A 6679-nucleotide genomic window follows, 5' to 3' on the forward strand; every position below is an offset into this window, starting at 1 on the left:
ATTAAGGTACTGGTGAGAAAGAAAGTCTGTTGCCGAACCCAAAATGAAAACCTAACTTCAAAAATAAAGTAGCTGATATTATCAATATTTCAGCAAAATATCAGGCTAAAATGGTTATTTTGCTTGCAGGGTGAACGATTCCTTACCACAATGTGTCTTATGTAGAGTAAAGGCTATAAAAGTAAGACAGAGATTGAAAAAAATTCTTTATTTATCATTGTGTTTTTTGCTTTTTACGCCATCGTTTTGGGCGCATGCGATTTCTAATGATTTAATCCAGGTAAAAATAACAGGTGTTGGGTCTAAACTCCGACAAAATATTATTGCTCACCTAGGGCAGCTGCCCAAATCTAAGTCTCAACGACATGCGTTCATATTTAATGCAAAAACAAACATAAATGATGCTTTAGAAAGTGTCGGTTATTATCAATCATCACTGGCCGTTAACTTAACTCGTGCGAGTCACTCTGCTTGGGTTTATGAAATCAGTATTGCATTAAACGATCCTATTATAGTTAAAGACGTTGATATAAAAGTAGACGGTTCTCTCGCTTCAGAAGCAGCATATGCAAAATGGTTTTCACTGATACCAATAAAAATTGGCGATCGATTAAATCATGGTCGTTATGAAACCACAAAATCACAACTTATTGGTTTGGCATTAGAAAATGGATTTTTTAATGCTTCATATAAACAGTCTCAAATTCAAATCAATCGCATCACAAAATCTGCATCCATAGTCCTACATTTCAAGTCAGGTGATCGTTTTAAGTTTGGCCAAGTCGATTTTGTAGGAAGTGACTTAGATAAAACCTTGCTACACGAGTTAGTGCCGTTTGAGCATGAGAGCTATTATTCAACAGATAAAATTTCTGAATTCAGTTCCATTTTAAGCCAAACTGGTTATTTCCGTTCAATCAAAGTGTTACCTAAGCTTAATGAAAGTGAGAATGAAGTTGTACCGATAAAGGTAGAAACTCAAAACCGTGCTCCTCACTCTATTGAAGTGGGTTTGGGTGCGGATTTTGGGAGTTCGAGTGAACGTGAACTTGAGCCAAGAGTACGGCTTACTTGGCATACCCCTCAAATAAATAGGCACGGTCATTCTCAACAAACTTCATTTGAGTGGTCAAGAGAAAGACCAAAGTTACGTACGACATATACAATCCCTTTAAGTCACCCGATAAATGATCAATTAAAAATTCAAGTTGGATTAATCAGAGATAAGTATGGCGTCACACAAAAATTCGATACTAAAGATGGCGATTTTAGAACATCAGGGAAACTTGAGTCAGAGCAATTTTTATATGGTGCGGCGAGGCAACAAATTTTTAAAAATAATTGGATTATGAGCTACTCGATTAAATCGTTAAAAGAAGTATATACCCAAGAAGATATGGAATATTCACCATTATATTATTTATTAGGGCTGTCATTTTCGAGAACAATCAGAAGCGATGATTCGCTTGACCCAAAGTCTGGTTTTCGGCAAGACTATCATTTTGAATATGCTGACAAATACCTCGGTTCAGCCATACGTTTAGCAAAGCTTGAGGCAAGTTATAAATGGATTGTTACACCAATAGAGCGACATAGATTTGTATCAAGACTCGATTTAGGCGTTAATATTGCAACAAGTGATCAGCTTGCTTTAATTCCTCCTTCTCTGAGATATTTTGCAGGAGGGGACCAAAGTATTCGTGGATATGGCTTTCAAGAGCTTGGTCCATACCGTGACTATATTATTGACGGACAAAAATACCGACAAGTAATAGGAGGTAGATATTTAGCGGTAGCAAGTGTTGAATATCAATATTATTTAACACCAAAATGGCGTATTGCTACATTTGTGGATGCAGGTAATGCTTATGATTTAAGCCAGTTTAAACCGCTGGTATCAACAGGATTGGGGATACATTGGATTTCTCCAGTAGGACCAATCAGACTCAATTTAGGTGTTGGTGTAAATAATAATAATACTGCTAAAACGCCATGGCGAATCCACTTAACTATGGGGTCAGAGCTATGACACTGACACTCAAAAGTGCTTTAAGGTTTTTTATCTATTTCCCTGTAGTTATCTTAGTGCTGCTTGCTTTAGCTATTGGTACACCAGTGGGCAGTAGAGTTACTATATTCGTAGTACAAGCACTCATCCCAAGTGTTTCTATTGACTATGACAGTGGTACGTTAAATAAGAATATTAAACTAAAGAGTTTTACTTTAGACACTCACGCAGTAAAAGTCGTTGCTAAACAATTGAGTTTAGATTGGAATCCAATTTGTTACTTACACAATCAACTTTGTATCAATGACTTAAAAGCAGAAATGGTTGATGTTAACGTCAAAGCAGTGAAAGCTGATGACCAACCAGATCAGACTAGTATATCTTCATCTAATAATGGTTTTCCTTTACCTTTTACACTATCAAACCGGAACTCACATTTAAAAAATGTGTCTGTGAGTGTAGGAAGACAACTTTACAAAGCGGATATTTTACAATTTAAAGGCAATTGGGACAAACAAGGGTTAAACATTGCAGAACTCACAACAGTTGGCTTTGCAATGTCTGGTGTATGGCAAAAAGAACCACAAATCCAATCGACTGAAGCTCGAACATCTACGCAACGTCAATTTTTGCCTACGGTGAATCTACCTTTTCCAATTTTTATTCAAAAAGGTGCTTTAGTTGATAGCAATCTCGAGTTGGATAGTACGCCTTTTACCTTTAAACGGATCGACATAAAGAGAGGTAATTGGGTTGGTACAAAACTCGAATTACAAAGCATTGATGTCATCCATGCTGGTCTTCGCACTCAAATATCCGGTTCACTAGACTTTAAGAAGCGCTACCCTACTGATTTTAAAGCATCATTAAGTGTGTTAGAGCCATTAAATATACACCAATCACCATTGAGCGCTTTGCACTCTTTATCTCAAGTTAAACAACAAGATGTGAGTTTTTCAGTCAAAGATGACTTTTCAAGTCTTTCAATACTTGGTGATACGCACGGCCAAATCAATTCCAACTTTACAGCAAATCTTAACCTCATTGATCTCGATGCACCCAGCATGGTAGATATAGAAGGTTTGACGGGTAATTGGTCAATACCCCAAGGAAAGTTATCAGCAAGTAATGTTTCTATAAAGATTGATGGAACAATTCACTCGGCTAAATTCGATGTTAATGGGCTTATTGATTCTCCTTACATTCCTAAGCTTAAGATAAATGGGAACGCAACAATTGATAACCGAGGTGTTTCTGGCGTTAATCTTCATGCGCACTCTCCATCGGGGAATGTAGTGCTCATGGGAAATCTTAAGTGGAATGATGGAGTTGAATGGAATTTAAACAGCGAGTTTAGAGCATTACAAGTTAAACAGTTTGGCGATCACTTTACACAAGAATTACCTTCTATAGTACTCAACGGTACATTAGTGACTGATGCTGCGTTCAAAAAGAAAGAGTGGCACCTTAACATCAATCACTCTGACTTAACGGGTAAATTGAAGGGACAACCTCTACATATCAGTGGCAAAATTAATGTTGATTCAAACTATAGAGTTGATGCTGATAACTTCGAAGCGAAGGCTCTAGGCTCTGAAATATATTTAACTAAAAATACACAGACAAATAAACTTAGCGGCAAATTAATGTCTGAAAACCTTGGCGCATTCATACCAACATTACGTGGAAAATTAAGTTCTGTATTCACAGTTAACAATTCAAATGAGTCGCCATCTTTATGGCACAAAAGCGAAATAACAAATCTCAATTATGGCAATGATTTGCAGAGCAAGGAGGTTCAAATCAGTGGTCGTGTTGAACCTAAAACAATGGCTGTGCATGGTACCAAAATAAAGGTGAAGGCTTTAAGTGTATATAGTGTTGCAATCCGAAATTTATATCTGGGTTTAGATGGCAATCTAAAGTCAATAAAAGCGGTACTTAAAACCAAAGGAAAGGCAAACGTTAATGCAGAATTCTATACCAAACTGAATAAAGACAATTTAAATATCACTATCCCAGCCCTAACAATAAAAAATAAATCATCTGTTTGGCAGCTTAACAAAACAATCGACTTTAATTTTAACACGAACAGTAAACTTGGACGCCTTAGCCCATTTTGCTTAAATAAAGACCGAGAGTATTTCTGCTCCAAAGGTAATGCTCAACTTGGCAAGAATGGACTGCTGAACCTTCAATATAGTGGCTCTGCAGATGACGTATTTCATGCATTCCTTCCAAAACACCTCTCTATAAAAGGGAAGCTTAACGCACAAGCAAATGCTCAATGGAGCAATTTTACGAAGCCAATTGCAAAGCTCGACGTGTCTTTTCCTGCAGGCCAAATGGTGTTATATCCAAGCAGGAAAGTACCAAGTGTATTTCCATATCAACGCGTTAATTTTAATGCAAAACTGGATAATCAATGGCTCACAATAAAAAGTAAGCTACAAGCAGACAGTTATGCACACTGGCTTGCTGACTTTTCTGTTTCAGTAAAGCCTGCGCGCACCTTAAAAGGTTACATTAATTTATCGAGTATTCGATTATCCCCTCTTGCAGAGTTATTCCCTATATTTTCGATATTAGATGGGCAGGTTGATTCAAACATAAAGTTTAGTGGCAACTTGCATAAGCCAATAATAAATGGCGCTATCAAATTAACAAAAGGCGAAGTTGCGTTTATTAAAAACCCAACGAACTTTCACGATATTTTAATGAATCTAACACTCGATAATGACAGAGCATTGATTGATGCGAATTGGAGCATGAATAAAGGCAAAGCAAATCTTTCCGGAAATTTATCATGGCCTGACGGAAGGTTATTAGGCGAACTCAATATCACGGGTAAACATCTTACTGCAATTGAACCACCGCTTGCCATTCTGACTGTCTCACCAAAAGTCAACATAAAACTCAAAGATAAGAATATAAGGATAGCTGGAAATATTGACGTTACAGGTGGGGATATAACAATATCACCATTGCCGAAACAAGGTGTTCCATTGTCGCAAGATGTCGTTTTCACGGATAACGAAAGCACAGTAAAACAAGAATCTCCAATTAATATTTCAAGTGATCTGAATATTAACGTCAGTAATAGTCTAAAAATCAGTGGCTCAGGATTAACCGGTAATCTTGGGGGCCAATTATCGCTTAGCCAAGAAACAGGTTCTCAGCCGCTCATGTTTGGTAATATTAAAGTACAAAATGGTAATTATCGATTCCTAGGGCAAACACTGAATATACAAAAAGGAGGCTTAGAATTTGTCGGACCGTTGAATAATCCATCACTGGATATTGAAGCAGTTAAAGATATTTCAGATCAGGATGTTACCGTAGGAGTTAAAGTTACTGGCACTGTAAATAGACCCAAAATTACATTATTTTCAAACCCTACTCTAGAGCAGGCTGAAATTGTGTCTTATCTACTTCAAGGGCGGGGTTTTGATAGTACAAACGGTGAAGAGCAACAAAACAATAATAATGCGTTATTATTGAGCGCTGCATTAACATTAGGTGCACAGGCTGGTGATAACAATCCATTGGCTGCAGTCGGTGATACAGCTGAAAGCTTGGCTCAAAAACTCGGTGTCTCAAATGTTCAATTGAACGCAAACGATGATGGAAAGGTGGCAATCAGTGGCTATATTGGTGACCGACTACTATTAAAATATGGCTATGGTGTCTTCGATCCTGGCTATGAACTTACAGTAAGATATTACTTATTATCAAAACTCTACTTAGAAACAGTCTCTAGTGCTATCGGCCAGTCATTGGATATTTACTATCGATTTGATATAGGAAATTAGTTTTCTTCTAATTTCATTATTTTATTAGGTATTAAAGTATATCGGAACATTTTATCCCTGTTAAACACGTATGATTTTTACCAACATCCAATATGAACAGGTAAATATGGGATTCTATAACCTGGCAACCTGTTCGGGCTGACTATACCTGTGAAAACCTGAGTATGGGACGTTATGTATGTCGAAATACTCAGCCTGAATTACCGCATGACGCCAAAATTTGAAAAAAATGATAGAGAACTTGAGCCAATATTGAAAGGTCAGCTATTAAATATTTACAGTACAAAAAAAGCGCCATAAGGCGCTTTTACAAATTAGCTCAGTTGATTAAGCAAATTTGAAGTCAACGTGTTCAATTTGTGGCTTGAACGAGTGACGTTGCATAGCTTGAACACGTACTTTAACGTCTTTACCATCTAAATTGATAGTTAGATCGCTAGAGTAGAAATCATCGTTATCTTGGATGTTGATGATATCTTTGTGTGCGAAAACGATTGAAACTGCATCATGGCCTTTACCATAGATAACTGCAGGAACTTTACCCTCGTGACGTAGGCGGCGGCTCGAACCTTTCCCTAAATCAGAACGGGTTTGTGCAACTAGTGTGTAAGACATATTTTTCTCACTTTTTTCTTCAAATTAAAATTAAGAGCAGTACCTCGACCAGTTCTACCCCATGAAAGCCGACGGATTATAACATAGACCTATAACTAATCAATCAACATAGCTCTATTGCCAGCAAATCTCGGTCAATTTAGTTTCACTGTCGCTTTATGTCAATTATCTAATATAATCGGCTACAGTATCAATGTCTCCAGCGTATTGCTTTTCTTCAAAGCAGCCGCAAGCCTACGTAATT

The 6679-nt window shown here is 37.2% G+C and carries 3 protein-coding genes; 2 read left to right on the forward strand and 1 reads right to left on the reverse strand.

From position 1 onward, the window contains the following. The first annotated feature begins 193 nt into the window (after positions 1–193). Positions 194–2029 (forward strand): autotransporter assembly complex protein TamA, encoded by a 1836-nt coding sequence (locus JQC92_RS11645; protein WP_239480529.1) that lies wholly within the window; start codon positions 194–196, stop codon positions 2027–2029. Then, a complete protein-coding gene (locus JQC92_RS11650; protein WP_204999811.1) occupies positions 2026–5820 on the forward strand; it encodes a translocation/assembly module TamB domain-containing protein in 3795 nt (1264 codons plus the stop codon). The genes JQC92_RS11645 and JQC92_RS11650 overlap by 4 nt, the downstream gene beginning before the upstream one ends. A gap of 327 nt (positions 5821–6147) precedes the next feature. Here JQC92_RS11650 and rplY read toward each other — a convergent pair whose 3' ends face one another. Beyond that, entirely contained in the window at positions 6148–6435 is a 288-nt protein-coding gene (gene rplY, locus JQC92_RS11655) for a 50S ribosomal protein L25 (protein ID WP_129947540.1), read from the reverse strand. Positions 6436–6679 lie beyond the last annotated feature (244 nt).

The sequence above is a fragment of the Parashewanella hymeniacidonis genome (genome assembly GCF_016900895.1).
Lineage (GTDB): Bacteria > Pseudomonadota > Gammaproteobacteria > Enterobacterales > Shewanellaceae > Parashewanella > Parashewanella hymeniacidonis.